The sequence below is a fragment of the Rhizobium sp. YTUHZ044 genome, assembly GCF_051123975.1.
Lineage (GTDB): Bacteria > Pseudomonadota > Alphaproteobacteria > Rhizobiales > Rhizobiaceae > Rhizobium.
The window spans coordinates 513180-534888 of record NZ_CP101426.1; the positions used below are offsets into that span (position 1 = coordinate 513180).

Consider the following 21709-nt stretch of genomic DNA (forward strand, 5'->3'; position numbering starts at 1 on the left):
CGGTGTCTAGCGATCCGACTCATCAGTTCCTGATCCAGAAGATTGTCCCGATCGAAATCGGCGGAATTGATTTTTCGTTCACCAACGCATCGCTCTTCATGGTCGCTTCGGCAGCGGTTGCCGCCGGCTTTCTTTATTTCTCGACCTCGAACCGCGCCATCGTGCCGGGTCGCTCGCAGTCGGTCGCGGAAATGTCCTATGAATTCATCGCCAACATGCTGAAGGAAGGCGCGGGCAAGCAGGGAATGAAGTTCTTCCCGCTGGTCTTCTCGCTATTCATGTTCGTGCTGACAGCGAACTTGCTCGGCATGTTCCCCTATTTCTTCACGATCACCAGCCAGATCATCGTCACCTTCGCGCTGGCGATCCTCGTCATCGGTACGGTGCTCGCCTACGGTTTCTATAAGCACGGCTTCCACTTCCTGAATGTCTTCGTGCCCTCGGGCGTGCCGGGCATATTGCTGCCGTTGGTCGTCACGATCGAAATCATTTCCTTCCTGTCCCGTCCGATTTCGCTGTCCGTTCGTCTTTTCGCCAACATGCTCGCCGGTCACATCACGCTGAAGGTGTTCGCAGGCTTTGTCGCCTCGCTTGGAACCCTTGGTGCCGTCGGTATCGGCGGCGCCGTTCTTCCCCTCATCATGACCGTCGCCCTGACCGGTCTCGAGTTCCTCGTCGCCTTCCTTCAGGCTTACGTCTTCGCGGTGCTGACTTGCATGTACCTCAACGACGCAATCCATCCGGGCGGGCACTAAGGATAACGACAACGACGTCTCCAGGGCGTCAGTCATTCGCCGCAACAACCATTTCAAAGGAGTTCAACATGGAAGCGGAAGCAGCAAAGTTCATCGGTGCAGGCCTGGCTTGCTTTGGTATGGCCGGTACGGCTCTCGGCCTCGGCAATATCTTCGGCAGCTACCTCTCCGGCGCTCTGCGCAATCCGTCTGCCGCTGACAGCCAGTTCGGCCGTCTGGTATTCGGCTTCGCCGTTACGGAAGCTCTGGGCATCTTCTCGCTGCTCGTCGCTCTCCTCCTCCTCTTCGCTGTCTGATATCGGCGAATAGATGGATCACGGCCTGCGACCGCAAGCCGTGATCCTTTGCATTTGCAGTCCACCTGGAGGTGAGCATGTTTTTTGTGACCCCGGCTTACGCTGAAGAAGCACCGGCGGCAGCGACCGGCACGGATGCGCACGCCGCTCCGGCCGCAGGCGAGGTCCATACCGAGACCGGCGTTGCCGAAGGCGAACACGCCCGCGGCCCGTTCCCGCCTTTCGATTCGACGACCTACGCATCTCAGCTGCTCTGGCTGGTGATTACGTTCGGCGTCTTTTACCTCCTTATGCAAAAGGTCATCGCGCCGCGCATCGGGGCCATCCTCGATCAGCGCCACACGCGCATCTCCCAGGACCTGGAAGAAGCAGGCCGCCTGAAGGCGGAAGCCGACGCCGCCGTCCAGACCTATGAAGGCGAACTGGCCGCTGCCCGCGCCAAGTCCCACGCGATCGGCTCCGCCGCCCGCGACGCTGCCAAGGTCAAGGCCGAAGAGGATCGCCGGACCGTCGAGGCGAGCCTGTCGGAAAAGATCAAGGCTGCCGAAGCCCGTATCGCCGACATCAAGGCCAAGGCTTTCGCCGACGTCGGCACCATTGCCGAGGAAACGGCGGCCGCCGTCGTCGAACAGCTGATCGGCAGCACCGCTGCTCAGGCAGATGTCGCCGCCGCCGTCGCGGCAGCCAAGAAGGAGGCTTGATCGATGGATATTTTTCACCTCGACGCGACTTTCTTCGCCTTTGTCGGCCTCATCCTTTTCCTGGCGCTGGTCGTCTATCTCAAGGTTCCGGGCATGATGGCGCGCTCGCTCGACGACCGAGCCGACCAGATCCGCAATGAACTGGCTGAAGCCAAGCGCCTGCGCGAGGAAGCTCAGCATCTGCTCGCCGAATACCAGCGCAAGCGCAAGGAAGCGGAAGCGGAAGCCGCCCATATCGTTGCCGCAGCGGAGCGCGAAGCCGAGATGCTGACCGCCGAGGCGAAGAAGAAGACGGAAGAATTCGTTGCCAACCGCACGGCGCTCTCCGAGCAGAAGATCAAGCAGGCCGAGGCCGACGCGATGAAGGCGGTGCGTTCCGCCGCCGTCGACCTGGCGATCGCGGCCGCCGAGACGGTGCTCGCCAAGAAGGCCGACGGCAAGGTCCAGTCCGAGCTCTTCGGCAACGCCGTCGGACAGGTCAAGACGCGGCTCAACTGAGCGGTTCTGAATAGAATGAGAAAAAGGCCGGGCATGTCCTGGCCTTTTTCTTGTTGATAGCGCTTGTTTTTTGCTTGGCCGCGTGCGGAGCTGCAGTGCGGCGTCCCTGATCGGCAATTGCCGGCCCTTTCTTTTGCAGCCTATTCGGAAATCAACTCGTCCATCTCAGGACCGTCCTCGCCGTTGCGCAGCGGCCGAAAACTCATCCGGTGCAGTGAGCAGGGGCCGTGCTTCTCGATGCCGGCGCGGTGCTGCGCCGTGCCGTAGCCGGCATGCGCGGCAAAACCGTAATCGGGAAACACGTTATGCGCCCTCGCCATCATCCGGTCGCGCGTCACCTTGGCGACGATCGAGGCGGCGGCGATCGAGACCGAGCGGGCATCGCCCTTGACCACCGCCTGTCCGGGGCAATCGAGGCCAGGCGGCACGTCAAGCCCATCTGTCAGCACGTAGCTTGCGGGAATGGCGAGGCTGCAGATGGCGCGACGCATCGCGTCCAGGCTCGCCTTGCGAATGTCCGTCTCGTCGATGCGGGTCGAGCTGGAGGAGGCGATGGAAACCGTCGCGGTCGCCAGGATCTGCACGAAGAGTTCCTCGCGCCGCTGCGCCGAGAGCTGCTTGGAATCGTTGAGGCCCTCAGGGATGCGCTTCGGATCGAGAATGACCGCAGCGGCCACCACAGGCCCCGCCAGCGGCCCGCGGCCTGCCTCGTCGGCGCCGGCGACCGGCCAGTGACCGGCCTTGCGGGCTTTGAGCTCGAGCTTGAAATCCGGCACGAGAGGGACCGTGTCGAAAAGCAGGGGAGAATCGGGTGGCGTGCGACGTTTCATGCGGCTGAACCTCGCACGCCAACCCGATTTCCCGCAAGTCCCCGGATCAGGGCGGCGGCCGGGGACGGTCCGGCGGATGGTGGCGGTCAAGGCCATCCGCAGGAATTGCGCTCGGGGCTCGAAACAGGGCGGTTTTTCTGAGCAGCCGATGCGCAAGCTTAAAAAATCAGAGCAGCGACAACTGCACGCCGCTGCCATCCGGTGGCACGAACAGATCGTCGCGCAGCGGCACGCTGCGCCGCGTCAGCTCGAAGCGTTTCGCCGCCATTTCGAAACGCCGGGCGATCTGCCAGGCATAGGGGCCGGCACCCTTCATGCGCTTGCCGAATTCGGCGTCGTAATCCTTGCCGCCGCGCATCGAGCGCACCAGCGACATCACGTGCCGGTAACGATCGGGATAGTGCTGCAACAGCCAGTCGCGAAAGAGCGGGCTGACTTCGAGCGGCAGTCTGAGGATCACATAACTCGCCTCGGCGGCGCCGGCAGCCTTCGCCGATTCGAGAATGCGCTCGAGCTCGTGATCGTTCAGCGCCGGGATCAGCGGGGCGGCCATGACGGCAGTCTGGATGCCTGCCTCCGAGAGTGCATGAATGGTCTCCAGCCGTCGCGGCGGCGTGGCGGCGCGCGGCTCCATCGCCCGGGCAAGCTTGCGGTCGAGCGTGGTGACCGAGATGCCGACGCGCACCAGGTTCTTGCCGGCCATCTCCTGAAGAATGTCGAGATCGCGCAGGATCATCGCCGACTTGGTGACGATCGACACCGGATGGTTCGCCTTGTTCAGCACCTCGAGGATGCCGCGCATGATGCGCCATTCCTTCTCGATCGGCTGATAGGGGTCGGTATTGGTGCCGATCGCGATCACCCGCACCTTGTAGCCCGGCTTGGCGAGTTCCCGCTCTAGCAGCTTGGCCGCATCGGGCTTGGCGAAGAGCTTCGTCTCAAAATCGAGCCCCGCCGAAAGCCCCATATAGGCGTGCGTCGGCCGGGCGAAACAATAGATGCAGCCATGCTCGCAGCCGCGATAGGGATTGATCGAGCGGTCGAACGAAAGATCCGGAGATTCGTTGCGGGTAATCGCGGTGCGCGGCTTTTCGATCTGCACCTCGGTCCTGAACGGCGGCAGCTCTTCCAGCGTCTGCCAGCCGTCGTCGAACGTCTCCCGCTGCAGCGCTTCGAACCGCCCTGTCGGGTTCAGTCCCGCTCCGCGCCCGCGCCGCCGGTCGCCCTCGACCCTGAGACCGGACGACACGATCATCGCATCGGCAATATCTGCCGTATTGGCAGGCGCGAATGCGGCCTGCCCTGCCAGGGACTGCTCTCTCATCGGATTCTCCCGCAGCGAAAAGCCGTTGCCTCCGCCCGTTTGTGATGATTAAATTCCTATCGGCAAAACGAGAACAATGCAAGAACAAAATCAGGAAAAGGATGCTGGCAAAAAATTGTGCGGCGCATTATGAATAATCGATGTTGACGGTTGTTCTCGAATGCCAGGATCAGGAATCCGAACTGGCGCAGACCTTATCGGTATTGGTGGCAGGCGCGGTGGAAGGGCTCGTCAGCGATGTGATCGTGCTCGATCACGGCTCGCGCGACGGCACCTCGCGGGTCGCCGACGCCGCCGGCTGCCGTTTCCATTCACAATGGGATATCAAGGATATCGTTCGCTCGGCCCGAGGCGAATGGCTGCTCTTCGTCGAGCCGGGCGCCAGGCCGCAGGCCGGCTGGATCGATGAGATCGCCGAGTATGTGGCGCTGAACAAGACGCCGGCGCGCTTTACTGCGTCGCGCGGCTATCGACGCCCCTTCTTCCAGCGCGTCGCCCGCGCCCGGCCGCCGCTGGAGCTTGGGCTGTTGATGCCGAAGAACCAGGCGCTCGCCGCCGCCAGAAGCGGGATGCCTGTTGCCGACTTCGCCAAGGGCCAGAAGCCGCGCAAGCTCGCAAGTGAATTGATTCCTTCCTGGGTGGCGCGTGCCGCGCGGTAGAATGCCCATCCCTGCATCGATGCTGTCCGAAAAAGTGCCCCTCACCCTAACCTGCCCCTTGAAAACGGGGAGAGGGGACGTGCCCGGCGAGAGGTTGGTGGTGATGGCGAGGTTGCGGCATGGTTCCTTCGCTCCGTTTACGGGGTCCGAAGGACGTCGAGACCAGTGGCTCGACCCCGGTCGGTGGCGGCAGCCGGATGAGGGGCTGGTCTCGCCGCAAGCGCGCTTTGGTGATTGCTTCCCATCATCGCGCAAAGATGGCGCCCAATCGGATTTCGCGCTATAATTCGTCCATGGCGCCGCCGAAGCGCCGCGCTTCGCAACGGGTGCCGTGGAATGCCGGTGAACGGCAGAACAGGTCGGCGAAAAATCTCCTCTTCTGCCGGGTTCCCGGCGAAAGGAGGTGCGTCATGCCAGGCGGTAGTATCCACGGCGTACGCAGTATGATCTGCGGCCTGCTGGCCGTCATATTGCCGACATTGGTGATCGCGCATCCGCATTCGGCAGCATCGCAGACGATGCTCAGTTGCGCAGGTCGATCCGACGTCGTCAGTTTCCTCGACCAGAATTTCGGTGAGAAGCTCACCGCCGTCGGGCTGGTCAATCAGAACGCCGTTCTTGAGGTCTATGCCGCCAAAAGCGGCACCTGGACGCTCGTGGTCACGGATATCCACGGCATAAGCTGCATTTTGCTGTCGGGTGATGGCTGGGATTCGATGCCGGCTCTGCCGGGCATTGCCACATGACAAATGCCAGCGCGTCGGCGCCGAAAGTCTGAATCGGATTTTCGACAGCGCGACCGCGGCGCTGGAACGGCAGCTCCAGTCTATTTCTGCGCGCCGCGTTTCAGATGCTCGTCCAGGCGCGGCATGATCTCGACGAAATTGCACGGCATGCTGCGATAGTCGAGCTGTGCTTTCAGTATGCCGTCCCAGGCGTCCCGGCAGGCGCCGGGCGAGCCGGGCAGGGCGAAGATGAAGGTGGAGTTGGCAACACCCGCGGTGGCGCGCGACTGGATCGTCGCCGTGCCGATCTTATCGTAGGAAATACGGTGGAAGACGGCGGAAAAGCCGTCCATGCGCTTTTCGAACAGCGGCTCCACCGCCTCGGGCGTCACGTCTCGGCCGGTAAAACCGGTGCCGCCCGAGGTGATGACGACATCGATCTCCTCCCGCTCGGTCCAGGCTTTGACCTGGGTGGCGATTTTCTCCCGGTCGTCGGGCACGATCGCCCGCTCGACCAGCCTGTGGCCCGCCTCGGCAATCCGCGCCGCCAGCGTATCGCCGGACTTGTCCGTCTCCGGCGTGCGCGTATCCGAGACGGTGAGAACCGCAATGCCGACGGCGATGAAGGGCCGTTTTTCGTCCAAACCTGCCATCACATGCCTCCCGAAACCGTTTCCGTCGCCTGGAAATACCAGTCGGGCCGCGCCTCGTGAAGAGCCGCCGCCGCATCTCGCGCGGCGGCCATGTCGGCAAAGATCCCGAAGCAGGTAGCGCCGGAGCCGGACATACGGGCAAGAAGAGCGCCCTCGGTCCGCAGCATCGCCAAGATCGCCGCGATTTCGGGCACGGCCTCGCGCGCCGGTGGCTCCAGGTCGTTGCGAGCCGCGCCGATCGCCGCAAGCCAGCCTGCGGTCTGTGCGAGCGTCAGGGGTGAATTGTTCTTTGCCTTGAGCCGGCGGAAAACCTCCGGCGTCGAAACCCCCTTCAATGGGTTGGCAAGCACCATGGCGAAGGCCGGCAGATCGGGCACGGCTTCGATCTCCTCGCCGATGCCGCGGGCAATCAGCGGCCGGCTCTCGAGGCACATGGGCACGTCGGCGCCAAGCTTCAGCGCCAGCGCAGCCAGCGTCTCTATCGGCAATCCAGTGCCCCAGAGGCGCATCAGCCCCCGCAGTGTCGCCGCCGCGTCGGCCGAGCCGCCGCCGATGCCCGAGGCGACGGGCAGGTTCTTCTGGAGGTGGATATGAACGGGGAACGCAAGGGCGCCCACGACCTCGCGCAGGAGGTCGCGCGCTCTGATCACCAGGTTGGTGCCGCCGTCGTCGGCAAGCGTCTCGCCGAAACGGCCCGATAGGGTGAAGGCGTCAGCCTGCGCCGGCAGGAAGCCCAGCCGGTCGCCGCAATCTGCGAAGGTCACCAGCATATCGAGCAGGTGATAGCCGTCCGGCCGCTGGCCCGTTACATGCAGGGCGAGATTGATCTTCGCGCGCGCCTCTTCGGTGACGCCGAAAGCATTGGCCAAGCCCTGCTCAGGCATCGGTGGCGCCCGTCAGGACTTCTTGTCGACCGGCGGCGGCGTGACCGGCGCCGGATCCGGCTGCTTCTTGTCGGCCGCCTTGGCATCGTCGTTAGCGGGCAGGCCGTTTGCGACCTTTTCCTTGATCTTCGGAATTTCGGCCGCTTCAGGCTCGGAGGCGAGCGCCCGGTTCCACTGGTAGACGGCTTCGAGCTTGCGCCCGACGCGCCAGTAGGCATCGCCGAGATGGTCGTTGATCGTCGCGTCGCCGGCCTTGATCTGTGCCGCCCGCTCCAGCTCGTCGACGGCGTCGTCGAAGCGGTTGAGACGGAAATACGCCCAGCCGAGCGAATCGATGATGTAACCGTCGTCAGGGCGAAGATCGACGGCCTTCTTGATCATGGCGAGGCCTTCGTCGAGGTTCCGGTTCATGTCGATCCAGGAATAGCCGAGATAGTTCAGCACCTGCGGCTGGTCGGGGTTGAGCTCCAGAGCTTTGCGGAAGTTCGGTTCGGCCTGGTCCCACTTCTTCAGCCGCTCATAGGCGATGCCGCGCTGGAAGAAGACGCTCCAGTTGGCGCGGCCGGGAATTGGGCCGATCGCTTCGACCGCCTTGTCGTAATTGGCGGCCATCGCCTCGTAATCCTTGGCGTCGGAGAGCACGCTGCCATAGGCGAGGTAGCTGCGGATGTCCTTCGGGTCGGAGGCGATCAGCGCCTGCAGGTGCTTGCGTGCCTCGTCGACCTTGCCGCCCTGGGCAAGGGCGAGGCCGAGCTGCAGCTCGGAAATGCGCCGCATCGGTGAATTCTCCGGCACCTTCTTGTAGAGGGAGATGGCGCGGTCCATCTGGTTCTGCTTTTCGGCGATGCCGCCGAGCAGCACCAGCGTATCGGCGCTGTTGGGATCGAGCGCGTTGGCGGTCTGCAGGTAGAGCGAGACGATATCCTCGGCGCCGTCGCGGTTCAGCGCGCCGCCGACGGAGAAGAGCACGCCGGCGGCGCCTTCTTCGGCGGTCTTGACCTGCTGCTCCTGCTTCTCGCCCTTCTCGATACTGTCGCGCAGCGCATTCAGCGGCGCATAATTCGGCAGCAGGTTATCGCCGACGGACACGGCATCGAGCGCCTTCTGCTTGTTCCCCTGCGCCGCCTCCAGGCGGGCAAGCGCCATCACCGCACGCATGAACGTGTCGGGCGCCGTTGCCCCGCCTTCCTTGTCGAGCACGGCGTCGTTCAGATGCTGGCGGGCCGATTTCACGTCGCCGGTGACGACGGCGATCGCACCGGCATTGTAATTCTGGAAGATGCGGAACCAGTCCGGCCCCTTCATCTTCTCGACCATGGCGAGCGCTTCCTTGCCGCGGCCGGCGCCGACCCGGGCCCAGGCGAGCAGCAGGTCATTCATCATCCGGTCGAGATCGTTGGGCCCCTTATATTTCAGGATCGACTCGGCGGTCTTGTAGTCGTCGCGGCGCACGGCATCCATGCCGCGCACGATCGTGGTGATGCGCTCGACCGAGGGATCGCTCTTCAGATCATTGGCGTATTTGACGCCTTCCTTGATGTCGCCGTTGAGCAGCAGCGAGATCATCAGCCGCTGGCGAATCTCGGGATTGCCGGGCTCGATCTGCAGCGCCTTCTTGTAGAGCGCGATCGCCGTTTCGTAATCGTGATCGACATCGGCCGTGCGCGCGGCGAGGAAGGCGCCGGAGAAAGTGGTGACGCTATCGGCATCGAAGAAGCTCTCGGCCTTACCGGCATCGCCCGCCTTGGCCGCATCTTCGGCACTCGCGCCGGCAACGCCGCCGAGCGAAAGGACAGCCGCCAGGGCTGCGCTCGTAAGAAGACGGATGGCAATTCTCTGCCGCATTAGGAAACCTTTCTTCGAGAGCGTCCGGCCGCTGCCGGTCGCAAATCAGTCGTCATCACTGATTCATAACAGGATGGCTTTTTTGGAGCGGCGCTGCAAGAAAATCAGCCTCGATCGCGGCGTTCGATCAATTGACGCGCTCGATGCAGAAGTCGATCACTTCCATCAGGGCGGATTTCCATACCGTATCGGGAAGCGGCGCCAGCGCGTCCCGCGCGATCGTGCCGTAATGGACCGCCCGATTGATCGTGTCGCTCAGCGTGCCGTATTTGGTGATCAGCCCCAGCGCTTTTTCCAGGTTGGCGTCGCTGCTGTTGCCGGCCTCGATCGCATCGCGCCAGAAGGCGCGCTCCTCCGTGGTGCCGCGGCGATAGGCCAGGATGACGGGCAGCGTGATCTTGCCTTCGCGGAAATCGTCGCCGACATTCTTGCCGAGATCGGCGGCCTTGCCGCCATAGTCGAGCGCGTCGTCGACGAGCTGAAAGGCGAGGCCGAGATTCATGCCGTAGGATTTCAGCGCATTGCGGCCGGAACGGCCGGCATCGGCGACGATCGGCCCGACTTCGGCGGCAGCCGCAAAGAGAGCCGCCGTCTTGGCGCGGATGACGGAGAGGTAGTCGTCTTCCGTCGTCTCCATGTTCTTGGCGACGGAAAGCTGCAGCACTTCGCCTTCGGCGATCACGCAAGCAGCGGAAGACAAGACGTCGAGCGCATCGAGCGAGCCGACATCGACCATCATGCGGAAGGCCTGCCCGAGCAGGAAATCGCCGACCAGCACGCTTGCCTGGTTGCCCCAGATCATCCGAGCCGTCGATTTGCCGCGGCGCAGGTCGCTTTCATCGACGACGTCGTCATGCAGCAGCGTTGCCGTATGCATGAATTCGACCGAGGTGGCGAGCTTGATGTGGTTTTCGCCGCGGTAGTCGAACAGCGAGGCGGCCGCCAGCGTCAGCATCGGCCTCAGCCGCTTGCCCCCGGATGAGATCAGATGGTTCGCCACTTCGGGGATCATCTGCACGTCGGAGCCGGCTTTCGACAGAATGAGCTGGTTCACCCGCTCCATGTCAGCCCTGGTGAGATCGACCAACGGCTTGATGGATGCCAGTTTGTTTTTGCTTTCTTCAAGCGGTATGACCACGCCCAACGACCCGGACTCCTGTTCATTCATTGCATCTGACAATAGAAAGGGGCGATGGGCGCGGCAAGGGGTGAATTGTCGCGTCAGCCGAAATTGGAAGGAAAAAGACGGCAAATGCATGAACTTATCCGCGCCAACGATCCCGTCCTGCTCTCCTTTGCCGAGAGCCTGATGAAGGATGCCGGAATTCACTGCTTCATCGCCGATCAGGGGATGAGCGTTCTGGAAGGCTCGCTCGGCATGCTGCCGCGCCGCCTGCTGGTGGATGAGGAAATGGCCGACCGGGCCCGCCGTATCCTGATCGACGCCGGTCTTGGCGGCGAACTGCGCGACAGGACATGAGCGGGCGATGACCGGTAAATTCGCCGAAACCATCGATGCCTTCCATCGCGGCGCCTTTCATGTGGTGCAGCCGAAGGGCAGGGGGCATCGCGCCGGCATGGATGCGATGCTGCTGGCCGCCCTTGTCGCCGACGATCGCCCGGTCAAAGTTGCCGATCTCGGCGCCGGCGCCGGTGCTGCCGGCCTTGCCGTCGCCTCGCGCCTTGTCAAGACGCAAGTGGTGCTGTTCGAGCGTTCGGCCGAAATGGCCGATTATGCCCGCCGCAGCATCCTTTTGCCGGAAAATGCCCATCTCGCAGCCCGCCTCAGTGTCATCGAGGCCGATGTGACGCTGACCGCCAAGGCGCGCAACGATGCCGGCCTTGCCGATGAAAGCTTCCACCACGTGATCATGAACCCACCCTTCAACGATGCCGGCGACCGGCGCACGCCCGATGCGCTGAAGGCCGAAGCCCATGCGATGACCGACGGCCTGTTCGAAAGCTGGATCCGCACGGCCGGCGCCATCATGATCCCGGGCGGGCAATTGTCGCTGATCGCCAGGCCTCCGTCGATCGCCGAGATCATCGATGCCTGCGGCCGGCGCTTCGGCGGCATCGAGATCACCGCCATCCATCCACGCGCCGGGGAAAATGCCGTGCGCATCCTGGTGACCGCCATCAAGGGCTCGCGTGCGCGGCTGTCGCTACGCGCGGCCCTCATCATGCACGAAGAGGGGAGCCACAAGTTCTCCCCTCTGGTCGACGATTTCAACAATGGCCGGGCAGCCTATGCCAGGCTTCGATCGTCAATCGCTAGCCGCTGACGAAGTCGAAGAGCAGCTTGACGTTCAGCCCGGCGATGACGACGGCGATCACATAGGCGGTGCCGCTCAGCCAGCGCGGCGCGACGAGTTCGCCCATCTTGGCCCGGCTGGCGGTGAACATCACAAGCGGAAAGACCGCGAAGGAAAGCTGCAGGCTGAGCACCACCTGTGTGAGGATCAGGAGTTCGGCCGTGCCCTGGTTGCCGTACCAGATGGTGACGACCGCCGCCGGCACGATGGCAATAGCGCGGGTGATCAGCCGGCGCACCCACGGTTTCAGCCGGATCTTCAGGAAGCCTTCCATGACGATCTGGCCGGCAAGGGTCGCCGTCACCGTCGAGTTGAGGCCGCAGCACAGAAGCGCGATGCCGAAGAGCGTCGGCGCGATCGCGAGGCCGAGCAGCGGCGACAGCAGCGCATAGGCATTGCCGAGCTCGACGACGTCGGTCTTGCCGTTGGCATTGAAGGCGGCGGCCGCAAGGATCAGGATCGAGGCATTGATCAGAAGCGCGAAACACAGCGCGACGGTGGAGTCGATCGTCGCATAAGTCAGCGCCTCCTTCTTCTCAGGGATCGTGTGACCATAGGCCCGCGTCTGCACAATGCCGGAATGGAGATAGAGATTGTGCGGCATGACCGTCGCACCGAGGATGCCGAGCGCGAGATAGAGCATCTCCGGATTGGTGACGATTTCGGTTGTCGGGAAGAAGCCGGTAATAACGGCGCCCCATTGCGGATCGGCAAGGAAGATCTGCACGCCGAAGCAGAGCGCGATCACGCCGAGCAGCGCGATGATGAAGGCTTCCACCCAGCGGAAGCCGAGCTTCTGCAGGAAGAGGATCAGGAAGACGTCCAGCGCGGTGATGAGAACGCCGAGCTCCAGCGGGATGCCGAAGAGCAGGTTGAGGCCGATTGCCGTGCCGATCACCTCGGCAATGTCCGTGGCGATGATGGCGATTTCCGCAAAGGCCCAGAGCGGCACTGAGACATATTTAGGAAAGGCGTCGCGGCAGGCCTGCGCGAGGTCGCGGCCGGAGGCGATCGCCAGCCGCGCGCAGAGCGATTGCAGCACGATTGCCATCACGTTGGAAAGCAGCGCGACGGTGAGCAGCGCATAACCGAATTTCGAGCCGCCGGCGAGCGAGGTCGCCCAGTTGCCTGGGTCCATGTAGCCGACGGCGACCATGTAACCCGGCCCGGCAAAGGCCGCCGCCCGGCGCCATATCGAGCTGTGACGCCCCGTGCCCACAGTGCGGTAGACGTCCGACAGCGACGCCTCTCCGCGTTCGTGCCGCCAGCCGCTTTTTGCATTGGGATTGAGGGCGTCCATGCCATTTCCACCTGTTTATCGTCCGTGCACTATGACCGATTAGAATGATAATGCAAGTCATTCGCAACAAGAAAATCAGTCCGATGTTTTTCAGGAACGCGGCCATTGCGTTTGTCGTTCCAGCGCATACATGGATGCGATCGCGGATTGACGATCGCGCGAGCCGAAGCGAAGGATGGGAAATGGCCGGATTCTTGAAAAAGCTGCTGCCGAAACGGTTCCGCAAGGAGGGCCTCACCGTTCCCGTCGTCAGGCTGCAGGGTGCGATCATCAGCGGCGGTGGCCAGTTCAGGCCCACCCTCAATCTCGCCAATGTCGCCCCGGTCCTGGAAAAGGCCTTCGCCATGAAGGAGGCGCCGGCGGTTGCCATAACAATCAATTCGCCAGGCGGCTCGCCTGTTCAGTCCCGCCTGATCTTCACCCGCATTCGTGAGCTCGCCCGCGAAAAGCAGAAGAAGGTGCTTGTTTTCGTCGAGGATGTCGCCGCTTCCGGCGGCTACATGATCGCGCTTGCCGGCGACGAGATCATCGCCGACGCCACCTCGATCGTCGGCTCGATCGGCGTCGTCTCCGGCGGTTTCGGCTTTCCCGAGCTCCTGAAGAAGATCGGCGTCGAGCGCCGCGTCTATACGGCCGGCGAAAACAAGGTGATCCTCGATCCGTTCCAGCCGGAAAAGGAAAAGGATATCGAGTACCTCAAGAGCCTGCAGCTCGAAATCCACCAGGTCTTCATCGCAATGGTGCGTGAGCGCCGCGCCGGCAAGCTGACGGATGATGCGACGGTGTTTTCCGGCCTGTTCTGGAGCGGTACGCGCGGCCTCGAGCTTGGCCTCATCGACGGTATCGGCGACATGCGCCAGGAATTGAAGCGGCGCTACGGCCAGAAGACCCGGCTGGAACTCGTCACCGCCGGCCGCGGCCTCTTCGGCCGCCGCATTCCCGGCGTATCGCCTGTTACACTCGAAGGCGCGGGGGCAGGTCTCGCAACGGGACTTGTCGAAGTGGCGGAAGAGAGAGCATTGTGGAGCCGCTTCGGGCTTTGAGAGGAGCAAGAGAGGGCATGGCACAGCTTATCACCATCCTGGTGCTGGTCTTTTCGGCCTGGTGGCTCTACCGCCGCTTCGTCTCCGATGCCCGCAGGCTCGCCGAAAAGTCCCGCCGCGCCGAGAAAGAGCGCCAGACCGGCGCGATCGGCACGCTGGTCAAAGATCCCGTGACCGGGGAATATCGGTTGAAGCGGGATGACGAATAGGTCTCGGCGAAAAGCCTCGTGTGTCTCCGCACAGCTCCTCGCCCCCGCAAAACCCTTGACCCCTGCCGCCCACCATGGCACCTGTCGCGCCGATAATTCCCAAGCAATCGGTGCAGTTTCATGTCAGCCATCCCAGACCATATGAACCCGAAGCGCTCCTTCCAGGCGCTGATCCTGACCCTGCATGGTTACTGGGCGGACAAGGGTTGCGCGGTGCTGCAGCCCTACGACATGGAAGTCGGCGCCGGCACCTTCCATCCGGCCACCACGCTGCGCGCCCTCGGGCCGAAGCCGTGGAAGGCAGCCTATGTGCAGCCGTCGCGGCGCCCGTCCGACGGCCGCTATGGCGAAAACCCGAACCGTCTGCAGCATTATTACCAGTACCAGGTCATCCTGAAGCCGAACCCGCCCAATCTGCAGGAGCTCTATCTCGGCTCGCTGGCGGCGATCGGTCTCGATCCGCTGCTGCACGACATCCGTTTCGTCGAGGACGACTGGGAAAGCCCGACGCTCGGCGCCTGGGGCCTCGGCTGGGAATGCTGGTGCGACGGCATGGAAGTCTCGCAATTCACCTATTTCCAGCAGGTCTGCGGCATCGAATGCGCGCCGGTCGCCGGCGAACTGACCTATGGTCTCGAGCGCCTCGCCATGTATGTCCAGGGCGTCGACAACGTCTATGATCTGAATTTCAACGGCCGCGAGGGCGACGAGAAGATCAGCTATGGCGACGTCTTCCTGCAGGCCGAGCAGGAATATTCGCGTCACAATTTCGAATTCGCCAATACCGAGATGCTCCATCGCCACTTCGTCGATGCCGAGAAGGAATGCCGGGCGCTGCTCGATGCCGGCGCTCCCGGCCAAAGCGACAACCAGCGCCTGCACAAATGCGTCTTCCCGGCTTACGACCAGTGCATCAAGGCCAGCCACGTCTTCAACCTGCTCGACGCCCGCGGCGTCATCTCGGTGACCGAGCGCCAGAGCTATATCCTGCGGGTGCGCACGCTCGCCAAGGCCTGCGGCGAAGCCTTCCTGCTGACCGACGCCGGCGGCGTCAACCTGTCGAAAGAGGCGGCGTGACGCAAAAGCCTGCCAGCCGTATCGTCCATCTCAACGGCTGGCCAGGCACCGGGAAGCTGACGGTCGGCCGATTGCTGGCGAGAAGCCTCGGCGCGCGGCTCATCGACAATCACACGCTGCTCAATCCGGCCGAAGTTCTTTTCGCCCGCAGCAATCCTCTGCATGCATCACTGCGTAAGCAGATTCGACGAGCGGTTTTCGACCACGCCTTGCACGCCGATCCGGCTGAAAGCTTCGTCTTTACCGATGCTCTTGCGGATGACGAGCATGATGGTGCGATGTTCTCCTCGTATGTCGATCTGGCTGCCGCCAGAGGCGCGGATCTGGTCGCGGTTCTCCTCGATTGCGCGCCGGAGGAGAATGCCAGGCGCCTCATCTCTCCCGGCCGATCCGAGGCGCTCAAGCTGACGGATCCGGCGAAGCTGCAACAGCTCCGGGCAAACTATAAACTGTTGCGCGGACTGGCTGAACACACAGTCGAAATTGATACGACGGACCTTTCGCCGGAGCAGACGGCGGCTCGAATTCGCACGCATATCGGTGTTTGACGACAGCCGAGAATCCTGCGTCTTTGTTGCCCAAAGATCTCTGCGGCGAAACGTTCCTGCTGACTGACGCCGGCGGCGTCAGCTGACGAGCCAGACGGCGTAGGCAGTCTCGAAAATTTTCGTCGGTGCAAGGCCAGCCTTCTTTTGTATTGCGCAAACCATCACTACGTTGTCAGGTGTTGCGACAACGCAAGCTTCGGTATCTCTTTTGAAGAACGATATTCTTTACTTTAAATTTTCAGATGAGAATTTCGCCGCCAGGATGTTGCGTCTTTTATCATGGCCCATCTTATGCTCCATACTGGTTGTTCTGACGTCGTGCAGCGATTTTGACAAGGAGTTCACCGTCCAGTCGGCAAACAGTACGGTCGAAGTCTACACCGACGGCACTGCCTTTGTGTCGGAGCACTTCGACATCGCGGTAAAAATGGCGATGAATTACGGCGGGGTCTACGTCGATATCCCTCAACGTTTCGTGGATGCGGCGGGTGGTGTTCACTGGCGAGATTTCCAATTGGCCGCAGCCCGGCGCGACGGACTCGACGAATACTATTCTCGGGAAAATAATGTGCCGGGCTACTCGATCTATATAGGAGCCGAGCACTGCAAAGACTGCTCTGCAGATCTGCCCACCGGTCTTGCAAAGATCCAGATCGCTTACTGGCTCGGACGCCTGGTTCGTCAGGAAGGCGACCGCGAGGTTCTCTTCCTGCCGGCCTATATGGGCCGCGTGCACGGTCAGGGCGCGAAAAAGACGCTTACTCTGAAGCTGCCGCCGGGCGGAACGTTGCGCCCTTCGCAACAGGATCGGACGGCCGCCTATGACATGGTGCGGAGCGCACCGAATGAGATCTCGGTGTCTATTCCAGTTGGTAAAGCGGATCGAGTCCTGCCAGACATCGAGATCGAATATCCCGCTGGGACCTTTGTGACCATGACGAGTGGCAAGCGGGTAGAGTGGTGGCTTTCCGATCACTTTCTCCCATTCATAAGCATTTTGGGACTGCTCCTCACCGGTCTGTTTATCCTCAGTAGGTGGCGGGGTTGGCGATTGCCCGCATCTTCAATTGCTGTCGATAGCAAGGAGACGGAGAGCATATCGCCTGCTTTAGCCGCCTATTTGTTTTTGAACTGGAAGCCCGGTGCTGCAAAGGCAGCCTTCATGGCGTCTGCCTGCCATCTCGCAGTGAAAAGAATGCTTCGCATTTCCAGCCTTGATGAGGATGCCGAAGCTTCGGATTTGTCAGCCAGGCAAGTGCGCAAGAAGGGAAAGGTGGCGCGCGCCAGATGGTATGGTCTTCCAGCTGTGACGCGTTCGGTATTTGGTCGAATAGAAGGAGAGAGGCCAGTCAACGATCGGCGCAGGGTCAGACATGCCCTCCATGGTTTCGAACGTGACTTGCACCAGATTGTCGCAGAGGAATATCGGAAAGTTAGAGGTGGCGTAGATCGAGCAATGTTGACGACTTCGGCGACAATTCTGGCTCTTGGCATTGCCGTCGCCTACCTTACGGGTCTTTCGCTCTATTCCGCCGCCATCTCAGGGTTATTGTTCATAGTTTTTCTGGTTGTAACCATGTTCCGCCATCCTGAGCGGTTTCCCGTCGCGACCGGCACCGCCGAGCAGTTAAAACAGGCGCTTGGTTTGATGGTGGGGCTTCCGGTGACGGTGATCGTTGCACTTGTCTATATCGGTACGACTGAGGTGATCAGCGAACAGTGGCCATATTTGATGGCGATCTTGCTGCACATTGCCGGCATTATTGCGGTTTTGGCGATGTCGCGCATGCCAACGTCGAAGCAGCGGCGGATCCGCAATAACATCCTTAGTTTGAATCGTTATTTTCGCGGCGAGATAGATGGACCGGCAATGTCGGTCGAATGCTACGAGCACTATCTTCCTTTCGCCGTTGCCCTGAGCGTCGAGCAACGCTGGACCGAGCGGTTCAATCTTTGGCGAGAAAGCGAAAAGATGGAAACCTATGCTCCGGATTGGCGGAGCAGTTCTTAGAGGGACAGTGATGTAAAGGTCTGATTGAAATCTGCGAAGAACGACCGCACCACGATGACTTTGTCACGCCGAATCACTAACGTGCGATCATCAAATCGGGGAGCTCATCTGCATGTATGTGATACTTGCTCTTATCGTTGTCATCGCGCTTTACATCGTCTTCATTTATAACGGCCTGGTTCGTTCCCGGCAGATGGCTGAGGAAGCCTGGTCGGGCATCGATGTGCAGTTGAAGCGGCGCGCCGATCTGATCCCGAACCTGATCGAGACGGTCAAAGGCTATGCCGCCCATGAGAAGTCGACGCTCGAGGAGGTGGTTGCGCTCCGCAACAAGGCGCAGGCCGTGCCATCGGGTGACGTTGCCGGCAGGGCGCAGGCGGAAGGCCTGCTCGGCCAGGCGCTCGGCCGGGTGATCGCGCTTGCCGAGGCCTATCCCGATCTCAAGGCCAACCAGAATTTTGCCGAACTGCAGGCGTCGCTCGAAACTCTGGAGGGCGAGCTGCAGATGGCGCGGCGTTATTACAACGGCGCGGCCCGCGACCTCAACGTCAAGGTCGAAAGCTTTCCCTCCAATCTCGTCGCCGGCCAGTTCGGTTTTGCCAAGCGGGAGTATTTCGAGATCACCAACGAGGCCGATCGCGCCGTCCCCAGCGTCAAATTCTGACGATCCGGCATTTTGCCTTTGCAAAAAACCGATTAAGAGCAAGGGCAGGTGGCGACGCGCTTTAGCTCGCCCATGGACGGAAGACGTAGCATGACACGCACAGCCAAACTCACGATCATCCCGCCGGGCCGCCCGCTTTCCGGTCGCGCCATGCCGCCGGGCTCGAAGTCGATCACCAATCGGGCCCTGCTTCTCGCCGGCCTTGCCGAGGGCACGAGCCGGCTGACCGGCGCGCTGAAGAGCGACGATACCCGTTATATGGCCGATGCGCTGCGCGCCATGGGTGTTGCGATCGACGAGCCCGACGACACAACTTTCGTCGTCACCGGCAGCGGCCGGCTCATGCCGCCGAAGGCGCCGCTCTTCCTCGGCAACGCCGGGACGGCCACACGTTTCCTGACGGCGGCTGCGGCTCTGGTCGACGGTACCGTCATCGTCGACGGCGACGAGCACATGCGCAAGCGCCCGATCGGCCCGCTGGTCGAAGCGATGCGCACGCTCGGCATCGACATCACCGCCGAGACCGGCTGCCCGCCGGTCACCGTCAGGGGCACCGGCCGCTTCGAGGCCGACCGGATCCTGATTGATGGCGGGCTGTCCAGCCAGTATGTTTCGGCGCTGCTGATGATGGCGGCCGGCGGCGACCGTTCGGTCGACATCGAACTGGTCGGCGAGGATATCGGCGCGCTTGGCTATATCGATCTCACCACGGCGGCGATGAGGGCCTTCGGCGCCAAGGTCGAAAAGACCAGCCCCGTCACCTGGCGCGTCGAACCGACTGGCTACCGCGCCGCCGATTTCGTCATCGAGCCGGATGCATCGGCCGCGACCTACCTCTGGGCGGCCGAAGTGCTGAGCGAGGGCAAGATCGATCTCGGCGTACCGAACGATGCCTTCACCCAGCCGGATGCCAAGGCTTACGACACGATCGCCAAGTTCCCGCATCTGCCGGCCGAAATCGATGGCTCGCAGATGCAGGATGCCGTTCCGACGATCGCCGTGCTTGCCGCCTTCAACGAGACGCCGGTCCGCTTCGTCGGCATTGCCAATCTGCGCGTCAAGGAATGCGACCGCATCCGCGCCCTGTCCACCGGGCTCAACAAGATCCGCGAAGGTCTGGCCGTCGAGGAGGGCGATGATCTGATCGTCCATTCCGATCCTGTTCTCGCCGGCCAGCGTCTTCCGGCCGAGATCGACACCTTCGCCGATCACCGCATCGCCATGAGCTTTGCGCTCGCCGGACTGAAGATCGATGGCATCACCATTCTCGACCCCGATTGCGTCGGCAAGACCTTCCCCGGCTATTGGCGGACGCTCGCCGCCCTCGGCGTGACCTATCAGGACAAGGATTGACGAAAAGCGCGGCCGGGGCCGCCGGCAGGGAGAGAGGAATGGGGCGTCGGTTTTTCGGATTCTGCTTGGCGCTCATCTTGATGCTCGCCGCGCCGGCGGTCTTTGCCGCCGAGGTGATCGACAGCTTCGCCTCCGACATCACGCTGGAAAAGAGCGGCGCGATGACGGTGAGGGAAACGATCACCGTCAATGCCGAGGGCAACCGGATCAATCATGGCATCTTCCGGGACTTTCCGCTTTTTTTCACCGACGCCGGAGGTCGTCGCCGCAGCGTCGATTTCGACATGGTGTCGGTCAGCCGCGACGGCGCGGACGAGCCCTGGCATACCGAATCGATATCGGGCGGCATCCGCATCTATGCCGGCTCCGCCGAGGTGACGGTGACGCCGGGTCGTCATCGCTACGTCTTCACCTACCGGACCAACCGCCAGATCCGCTACTTCGACGATCACGACGAACTCTACTGGAACGTCACCGGCAATGGCTGGATCTTTCCGATCCGCTCCGCGACGGCGACGGTGACGCTGCCGCCGGGTGTCGCTGCGACGGGGACGATCTTCTTCACCGGCCCGCAAGGCGCGACTGGAAAGAACGCCCGTGTCAGCGAAAGCAGCGCCGGCCTTGTCTTTTCCACCACCGCGCCTCTTGGCCCCAATGAAGGCCTGACCTTTGCGATCCGGATGCCGAAGGGCTCGATCGATCCGCCGAGCGCGGATATGGAAAGCACCTGGTGGCTGAAGGACAACCGCAATTATTTCATCGGCTTCGGCGGCCTGATCCTGGTTTTCGCCTACTACCTCAGATCCTGGCTGAAGGTTGGTCGCGATCCCGCCCGGGGCGTCGTAGTGCCGCGCTGGGATGCGCCTGACGGCATCTCGCCGGCGCTGGTCAACTACATCGACAATAGGGGCTTTTCCGGCGGCGGCTGGACGGCGCTTGCCGCCACGGCGCTCAATCTTGCGGTCCGCGGTTACTTCAAGCTCGAAGACCTGAAGAATTCGATCGTCATTCGCGGTACCGGCAAGGCGCTCGGCAAGGAGAAGTTCCAGGCCGGCGAGGCCGAACTGCTGAAAGTGGCCGGCGGCGAAGGCAGGACGCTGACGATCGACAAGGCCAATGGCGAGCGGGTAAAATCGGTAGGGCAGTCCTTCCGTTCGGCCATCGAGAAGGAACATCGCGGCAAATATTACAATTCCAACATCGGCTATACCGCAGGCGGCATCGCGCTCAGCGCCGCCGCCCTGGTGGCGCTGTTCGTCTTCGGCTCGCTGGAGCCTGACACGATCGCACTGATGCTGATCCCGATTGCCATCTCGGTCTTCATTTCCGTCTTCGTCGCCGGTTTGGTCAAGTCGCTGCACCACGGCAGATCGCTGTTCGCCAAGGTCATGGCCGTCATCGCCGCAGCGGTCGGCGTTTTTGTCGGCGTCAGCATCCTGGCGATCATTGTCCTGACGCTTGCCTCGTCGCTGGTGGAGCTGCACGAAACGCCGATGCTCTTTGCCGTCGGCGGCATCGTGCTGCTCAACGTCCTCTATGTCTTCATCATGGGCGCGCCGACCCCGCTCGGCGCCAGGATGATGGACGGCGTTGACGGCCTGCGGCAATACCTGACGCTGGCCGAGAAGGACCGCATGAATATGGCCGGCGCTCCCCAAATGTCGCCGCAGCATTTCGAGACCCTGCTCCCCTATGCCGTGGCTTTGGGCGTCGAAAAGCCCTGGTCGCGCACCTTCGAGACCTGGCTCGCGGCAGCCGCCGCCGGCGCGGCCGCGGCCTATTCGCCCTCCTGGTATTCCGGTGATTTCAACAGCGGCAGCTTCTCCGACCGTATCGGCGGTTTCTCCTCGTCAATGGCGTCCACCATCGCGTCGACGATCCCCGCGCCGCCGCCGTCGAGTTCATCCTCCGGTTTTTCCGGCGGCGGCTCCTCTGGCGGAGGTGGCGGAGGCGGCGGAGGCGGGGGCTGGTAAGCTTTCCCGCTTGACCTTTCAGCCCGTGGCCCTTAACCGCCTGACG

23 protein-coding genes are annotated in these 21709 nt (G+C 62.3%); 16 read left to right on the forward strand and 7 right to left on the reverse strand.

The genetic code is table 11. The features are described from left to right. Positions 1 to 2 precede the first annotated feature (2 nt). The 4 genes from NL154_RS02475 (at position 3) to NL154_RS02490 (ending at position 2250) form a co-directional block, all read left to right on the forward strand. Positions 3 to 755 (forward strand): F0F1 ATP synthase subunit A, encoded by a 753-nt coding sequence (locus tag NL154_RS02475; RefSeq protein ID WP_434733511.1) that lies wholly within the window; start codon positions 3 to 5, stop codon positions 753 to 755. 68 nt (positions 756 to 823) lie between these two features. Next, positions 824 to 1051, forward strand: coding sequence for a F0F1 ATP synthase subunit C (locus tag NL154_RS02480; RefSeq protein WP_003588243.1), 228 nt, complete (start codon positions 824 to 826; stop codon positions 1049 to 1051). Positions 1052 to 1128: 77 nt separating this feature from the next. Beyond that, the gene (locus NL154_RS02485; RefSeq protein WP_064800845.1) at positions 1129 to 1752 is read left to right on the forward strand and encodes a F0F1 ATP synthase subunit B; all 624 of its coding nucleotides are present in this window, start codon (positions 1129 to 1131) and stop codon (positions 1750 to 1752) included. Positions 1753 to 1755: 3 nt separating this feature from the next. Further along, the gene (locus NL154_RS02490; RefSeq protein ID WP_210629001.1) at positions 1756 to 2250 is read left to right on the forward strand and encodes a F0F1 ATP synthase subunit B; all 495 of its coding nucleotides are present in this window, start codon (positions 1756 to 1758) and stop codon (positions 2248 to 2250) included. A 140-nt stretch (positions 2251 to 2390) separates the two neighbouring features. Here NL154_RS02490 and NL154_RS02495 read toward each other — a convergent pair whose 3' ends face one another. Together NL154_RS02495 and NL154_RS02500 are read right to left on the reverse strand one after the other, a co-directional pair. Then, complete coding sequence (locus NL154_RS02495) at positions 2391 to 3080, reverse strand: ribonuclease HII (RefSeq protein ID WP_210629000.1); 690 nt, start codon at positions 3078 to 3080, stop codon at positions 2391 to 2393. A gap of 166 nt (positions 3081 to 3246) precedes the next feature. Further along, positions 3247 to 4404 carry a PA0069 family radical SAM protein gene (locus NL154_RS02500; RefSeq protein ID WP_210628999.1) on the reverse strand — a complete coding sequence of 386 codons (1158 nt, stop codon included), beginning with the start codon at positions 4402 to 4404 and terminating at the stop codon, positions 3247 to 3249. Positions 4405 to 4544: 140 nt separating this feature from the next. Here NL154_RS02500 and NL154_RS02505 point away from each other — a divergent pair, with 140 nt between their 5' ends. Both NL154_RS02505 and NL154_RS02510 read left to right on the forward strand, forming a co-directional pair. Continuing rightward, positions 4545 to 5063, forward strand: a complete 519-nt coding sequence (locus tag NL154_RS02505; RefSeq protein WP_210628998.1) for a glycosyltransferase family A protein — start codon at positions 4545 to 4547, stop codon at positions 5061 to 5063. A gap of 410 nt (positions 5064 to 5473) precedes the next feature. Next, the gene (locus NL154_RS02510) at positions 5474 to 5809 is read left to right on the forward strand and encodes a hypothetical protein (RefSeq protein ID WP_210628997.1); all 336 of its coding nucleotides are present in this window, start codon (positions 5474 to 5476) and stop codon (positions 5807 to 5809) included. 80 nt (positions 5810 to 5889) lie between these two features. Here NL154_RS02510 and moaB read toward each other — a convergent pair whose 3' ends face one another. From moaB to NL154_RS02530, 4 genes are all read right to left on the reverse strand, one after another. Then, positions 5890 to 6441, reverse strand: a complete 552-nt coding sequence (gene moaB, locus NL154_RS02515; protein WP_434733512.1) for a molybdenum cofactor biosynthesis protein B — start codon at positions 6439 to 6441, stop codon at positions 5890 to 5892. Continuing rightward, complete coding sequence (locus NL154_RS02520; protein ID WP_210628995.1) at positions 6441 to 7325, reverse strand: 4-(cytidine 5'-diphospho)-2-C-methyl-D-erythritol kinase; 885 nt, start codon at positions 7323 to 7325, stop codon at positions 6441 to 6443. The genes moaB and NL154_RS02520 overlap by 1 nt, the downstream gene beginning before the upstream one ends. Before the next feature lie 12 nt (positions 7326 to 7337). Then, complete coding sequence (locus NL154_RS02525; protein WP_210628994.1) at positions 7338 to 9170, reverse strand: tetratricopeptide repeat protein; 1833 nt, start codon at positions 9168 to 9170, stop codon at positions 7338 to 7340. Between the two features lie 127 nt (positions 9171 to 9297). Further along, positions 9298 to 10314, reverse strand: coding sequence for a polyprenyl synthetase family protein (locus tag NL154_RS02530; protein WP_210628993.1), 1017 nt, complete (start codon positions 10312 to 10314; stop codon positions 9298 to 9300). A 108-nt stretch (positions 10315 to 10422) separates the two neighbouring features. Here NL154_RS02530 and NL154_RS02535 point away from each other — a divergent pair, with 108 nt between their 5' ends. Together NL154_RS02535 and NL154_RS02540 are read left to right on the forward strand one after the other, a co-directional pair. After that, positions 10423 to 10650 carry a DUF2007 domain-containing protein gene (locus tag NL154_RS02535; protein WP_088939554.1) on the forward strand — a complete coding sequence of 76 codons (228 nt, stop codon included), beginning with the start codon at positions 10423 to 10425 and terminating at the stop codon, positions 10648 to 10650. Between the two features lie 7 nt (positions 10651 to 10657). Then, positions 10658 to 11455 (forward strand): tRNA1(Val) (adenine(37)-N6)-methyltransferase, encoded by a 798-nt coding sequence (locus NL154_RS02540; protein WP_210628992.1) that lies wholly within the window; start codon positions 10658 to 10660, stop codon positions 11453 to 11455. Here NL154_RS02540 and NL154_RS02545 read toward each other — a convergent pair. Further along, on the reverse strand, positions 11445 to 12785 hold the full coding sequence (locus tag NL154_RS02545) for an Nramp family divalent metal transporter (protein WP_210628991.1): 1341 nt from the start codon (positions 12783 to 12785) through the stop codon (positions 11445 to 11447). The genes NL154_RS02540 and NL154_RS02545 overlap by 11 nt on opposite strands. Positions 12786 to 12967: 182 nt before the next feature. Here NL154_RS02545 and NL154_RS02550 point away from each other — a divergent pair, with 182 nt between their 5' ends. The 8 genes from NL154_RS02550 (at position 12968) to NL154_RS02585 (ending at position 21663) form a co-directional block, all read left to right on the forward strand. Next, positions 12968 to 13828 carry a S49 family peptidase gene (locus tag NL154_RS02550; protein WP_221122513.1) on the forward strand — a complete coding sequence of 287 codons (861 nt, stop codon included), beginning with the start codon at positions 12968 to 12970 and terminating at the stop codon, positions 13826 to 13828. A 17-nt stretch (positions 13829 to 13845) separates the two neighbouring features. Further along, entirely contained in the window at positions 13846 to 14037 is a 192-nt protein-coding gene (locus tag NL154_RS02555) for a hypothetical protein (RefSeq protein WP_221122514.1), read from the forward strand. A 120-nt stretch (positions 14038 to 14157) separates the two neighbouring features. After that, positions 14158 to 15114 carry a glycine--tRNA ligase subunit alpha gene (locus NL154_RS02560; RefSeq protein ID WP_210628989.1) on the forward strand — a complete coding sequence of 319 codons (957 nt, stop codon included), beginning with the start codon at positions 14158 to 14160 and terminating at the stop codon, positions 15112 to 15114. Then, complete coding sequence (locus tag NL154_RS02565; protein WP_434733513.1) at positions 15111 to 15662, forward strand: AAA family ATPase; 552 nt, start codon at positions 15111 to 15113, stop codon at positions 15660 to 15662. Before NL154_RS02560 ends, NL154_RS02565 begins: the two co-directional genes overlap by 4 nt. 262 nt (positions 15663 to 15924) lie before the next feature. After that, positions 15925 to 17673, forward strand: coding sequence for a DUF2207 family protein (locus NL154_RS02570; RefSeq protein ID WP_434734132.1), 1749 nt, complete (start codon positions 15925 to 15927; stop codon positions 17671 to 17673). 112 nt (positions 17674 to 17785) lie between these two features. After that, positions 17786 to 18337: a LemA family protein gene (locus NL154_RS02575; protein ID WP_210628987.1), complete on the forward strand. Its 552-nt coding sequence runs from the start codon at positions 17786 to 17788 to the stop codon at positions 18335 to 18337. A 90-nt stretch (positions 18338 to 18427) separates the two neighbouring features. Further along, positions 18428 to 19690, forward strand: a complete 1263-nt coding sequence (aroA, locus tag NL154_RS02580) for a 3-phosphoshikimate 1-carboxyvinyltransferase (RefSeq protein ID WP_434733514.1) — start codon at positions 18428 to 18430, stop codon at positions 19688 to 19690. Positions 19691 to 19728: 38 nt separating this feature from the next. Beyond that, the gene (locus NL154_RS02585) at positions 19729 to 21663 is read left to right on the forward strand and encodes a DUF2207 domain-containing protein (RefSeq protein WP_434733515.1); all 1935 of its coding nucleotides are present in this window, start codon (positions 19729 to 19731) and stop codon (positions 21661 to 21663) included. Positions 21664 to 21709: the final 46 nt, after the last annotated feature.

What these genes read in the sequence shown, in the direction of transcription:
- NL154_RS02480 (WP_003588243.1), top strand. Translation starts at nt 824, where the DNA reads ATGGAAGCGGAAGCAGCAAAGTTCATCGGTGCAGGCCTGGCTTGCTTT.
- NL154_RS02485 (WP_064800845.1), top strand. Translation starts at nt 1,129, where the DNA reads ATGTTTTTTGTGACCCCGGCTTACGCTGAAGAAGCACCGGCGGCAGCG.
- NL154_RS02490 (WP_210629001.1), top strand. Translation starts at nt 1,756, where the DNA reads ATGGATATTTTTCACCTCGACGCGACTTTCTTCGCCTTTGTCGGCCTC.
- NL154_RS02495 (WP_210629000.1), bottom strand. Translation starts at nt 3,080, where the DNA reads ATGAAACGTCGCACGCCACCCGATTCTCCCCTGCTTTTCGACACGGTC.
- NL154_RS02500 (WP_210628999.1), bottom strand. Translation starts at nt 4,404, where the DNA reads ATGAGAGAGCAGTCCCTGGCAGGGCAGGCCGCATTCGCGCCTGCCAAT.
- NL154_RS02505 (WP_210628998.1), top strand. Translation starts at nt 4,545, where the DNA reads ATGTTGACGGTTGTTCTCGAATGCCAGGATCAGGAATCCGAACTGGCG.
- NL154_RS02510 (WP_210628997.1), top strand. Translation starts at nt 5,474, where the DNA reads ATGCCAGGCGGTAGTATCCACGGCGTACGCAGTATGATCTGCGGCCTG.
- moaB (WP_434733512.1), bottom strand. Translation starts at nt 6,441, where the DNA reads ATGGCAGGTTTGGACGAAAAACGGCCCTTCATCGCCGTCGGCATTGCG.
- NL154_RS02520 (WP_210628995.1), bottom strand. Translation starts at nt 7,325, where the DNA reads ATGCCTGAGCAGGGCTTGGCCAATGCTTTCGGCGTCACCGAAGAGGCG.
- NL154_RS02525 (WP_210628994.1), bottom strand. Translation starts at nt 9,170, where the DNA reads ATGCGGCAGAGAATTGCCATCCGTCTTCTTACGAGCGCAGCCCTGGCG.
- NL154_RS02535 (WP_088939554.1), top strand. Translation starts at nt 10,423, where the DNA reads ATGCATGAACTTATCCGCGCCAACGATCCCGTCCTGCTCTCCTTTGCC.
- NL154_RS02540 (WP_210628992.1), top strand. Translation starts at nt 10,658, where the DNA reads ATGACCGGTAAATTCGCCGAAACCATCGATGCCTTCCATCGCGGCGCC.
- NL154_RS02545 (WP_210628991.1), bottom strand. Translation starts at nt 12,785, where the DNA reads ATGGACGCCCTCAATCCCAATGCAAAAAGCGGCTGGCGGCACGAACGC.
- NL154_RS02550 (WP_221122513.1), top strand. Translation starts at nt 12,968, where the DNA reads ATGGCCGGATTCTTGAAAAAGCTGCTGCCGAAACGGTTCCGCAAGGAG.
- NL154_RS02555 (WP_221122514.1), top strand. Translation starts at nt 13,846, where the DNA reads ATGGCACAGCTTATCACCATCCTGGTGCTGGTCTTTTCGGCCTGGTGG.
- NL154_RS02560 (WP_210628989.1), top strand. Translation starts at nt 14,158, where the DNA reads ATGTCAGCCATCCCAGACCATATGAACCCGAAGCGCTCCTTCCAGGCG.
- NL154_RS02570 (WP_434734132.1), top strand. Translation starts at nt 15,925, where the DNA reads ATGTTGCGTCTTTTATCATGGCCCATCTTATGCTCCATACTGGTTGTT.
- NL154_RS02575 (WP_210628987.1), top strand. Translation starts at nt 17,786, where the DNA reads ATGTATGTGATACTTGCTCTTATCGTTGTCATCGCGCTTTACATCGTC.
- aroA (WP_434733514.1), top strand. Translation starts at nt 18,428, where the DNA reads ATGACACGCACAGCCAAACTCACGATCATCCCGCCGGGCCGCCCGCTT.
- NL154_RS02585 (WP_434733515.1), top strand. Translation starts at nt 19,729, where the DNA reads ATGGGGCGTCGGTTTTTCGGATTCTGCTTGGCGCTCATCTTGATGCTC.